The following is a 1,895-nucleotide window of genomic DNA, read 5'->3' as shown; positions in this document are numbered from 1 at the left end:
ACCTGCAGCCGTTGGCACTTATTCGCAAGCAGTGAAAGTTGGCAATACTGTTTATATTTCAGGTCAGTTAGGTTTCGACCCTAAAACCATGGAATTAAAAGAAGGTTTTGAGGCACAAGCCAAGCAAGTATTTGAAAACATCAAAGCTATCTGTGAAGCAGCTGGTGGCAGCATCAATGACGTGGTTAAATTTAACGTTTCATTGACTGATTTGAATGATTTTGCGGCGTTAAACGAAGTATTTATAGCCAATTTAACTGAGCCATATCCTGCACGTGCCGCAGTTCAAGTTGCTGCTCTGCCTAAAGGCGGCGTGGTTGAAATTGAATCTATTATGTATATTGAATAATTCTGATACTTATTCTTTATAAATAACAATATTGTATTTTAAACCTTTATAAGCTTAGCCTCATGCTAAGCTTATTCGTTTCTCTATCTTTATTTCCATTTCACATTAACTCATCAAACTGCGAAGCCATTTATGTTGGTACAAGTTGCACTGCCCGTGCCCCTTTATCGGGTGTTTGACTATAGCCTACCGACAGATATCAGTATTCCATCAGATACTATCTCAATATCCATACCGCACATCGGCAGTCGCGTTGAGGTATCCTTCGGTCGTCAGACTTTAATCGGTATCGTGGTCGCTCATATTCCAAAATCAGAGAGTAGTGTGCCGTTTAATAAGCTCAAGCCTATTAATAAATGCCTAGATGCTGAGCCCATTTTAGATGACAGCATGCTAACGCTCGCTTCTTGGCTAGCGCGCTATTATCATTATCCGCTTGGGGATGCCTTAGCTGTTATATTGCCGACCCTTGTTCGTCAAGGTAAGCCACTAGATTTTCTCATTACCCATTGGCGTATCTTGCCTCATATCACTGATGATGACTTTCGTGCCAATGCCAAAAAGCAAAAACAGCAGTTTGATATACTAAAGCTACATGGTGAGCGCGGCGCAAGTGAAGATGTACTACTCTTAGAAGGTATGCAGCGCCCATTTCTAAAAGCACTTGAAGATAAAGGTTTGATTGAGCGTTATATCGAACCAAAACAAGCACCCGCTCCTGTTAAATTAGCAAAAATGCCACTTGATCTCAATGATGAACAACAGCTTGCCGTCGATGCCATTATTGCTGCTCATAAAGCCGAGTGCTACACAGGGTTTTTATTAAATGGTATTACCGGTAGTGGTAAGACTGAAGTCTATCTACAAGCCATGCAAGCGGTATTAGAAGCGGGTAAGCAAGTGCTGATTTTAGTCCCTGAGATTGGACTCACACCGCAGACACGGGCACGTTTTGCCAGTCGCTTTGCTGCGCATATTGTCTTGCTACATTCGGGTATGAATAATACCTATCGCTTGCAAGGTTGGCAGGATTGCCGCACTGGTCATGCCCAAATCATTATCGGTACGCGCTCAGCAATGCTTTATCCGTTTGCAAATTTAGGCTTAATTGTCGTTGATGAAGCACATGACGGCTCTTATAAGCAGCAAGACACACTGCGTTATCATGCCGCCGATGTCGCACTTTATCGCGGATTTCAGGCTAAGATACCAGTCGTCCTTGGGACTGCCACACCCTCTCTTGAGCATTTAAAACTGGTCGATGATGGCAAACTGATAGAGTATCAATTGTCGACGCGCCCTGGTAATGCAAGACCTGCAACCATGCAGCTCATCGATGCACGCCTGCAAAGCACCCATCAGCAAGCACAAGATAATGGCACGCGCTATGATACCGGACTGACAGATTCGTTAATTGGTGCAATACGGCAGACACTAGAAGCTGGCGATCAAGTATTGATATTTTTAAACCGCCGCGGCTATGCGCCAGTGTTATTATGCGAAGCTTGTGGTTGGCAGGCAGATTGTCCACGTTGCGATGCTCATT

At 43.9% G+C, this 1,895-nt stretch carries 2 protein-coding genes; both read left to right on the top strand.

Annotated elements, in window-relative coordinates; genetic code table 11:
* A partial coding sequence (locus VLN09_RS03645; protein WP_325243834.1) for a Rid family detoxifying hydrolase occupies positions 1 to 349 on the top strand: 349 nt, incomplete at its 5' end.
* Between the two features lie 132 nt (positions 350 to 481).
* Positions 482 to 1,895, top strand: a 1,414-nt coding sequence (priA, locus tag VLN09_RS03640; protein ID WP_325243833.1) for a replication restart helicase PriA, incomplete at its 3' end; no start/stop codon positions are given.

This window comes from Psychrobacter sp. (genome assembly GCF_035469765.1).
Lineage (GTDB): Bacteria > Pseudomonadota > Gammaproteobacteria > Pseudomonadales > Moraxellaceae > Psychrobacter.
This window is presented reverse-complemented; position numbering and strand designations above follow the sequence as displayed.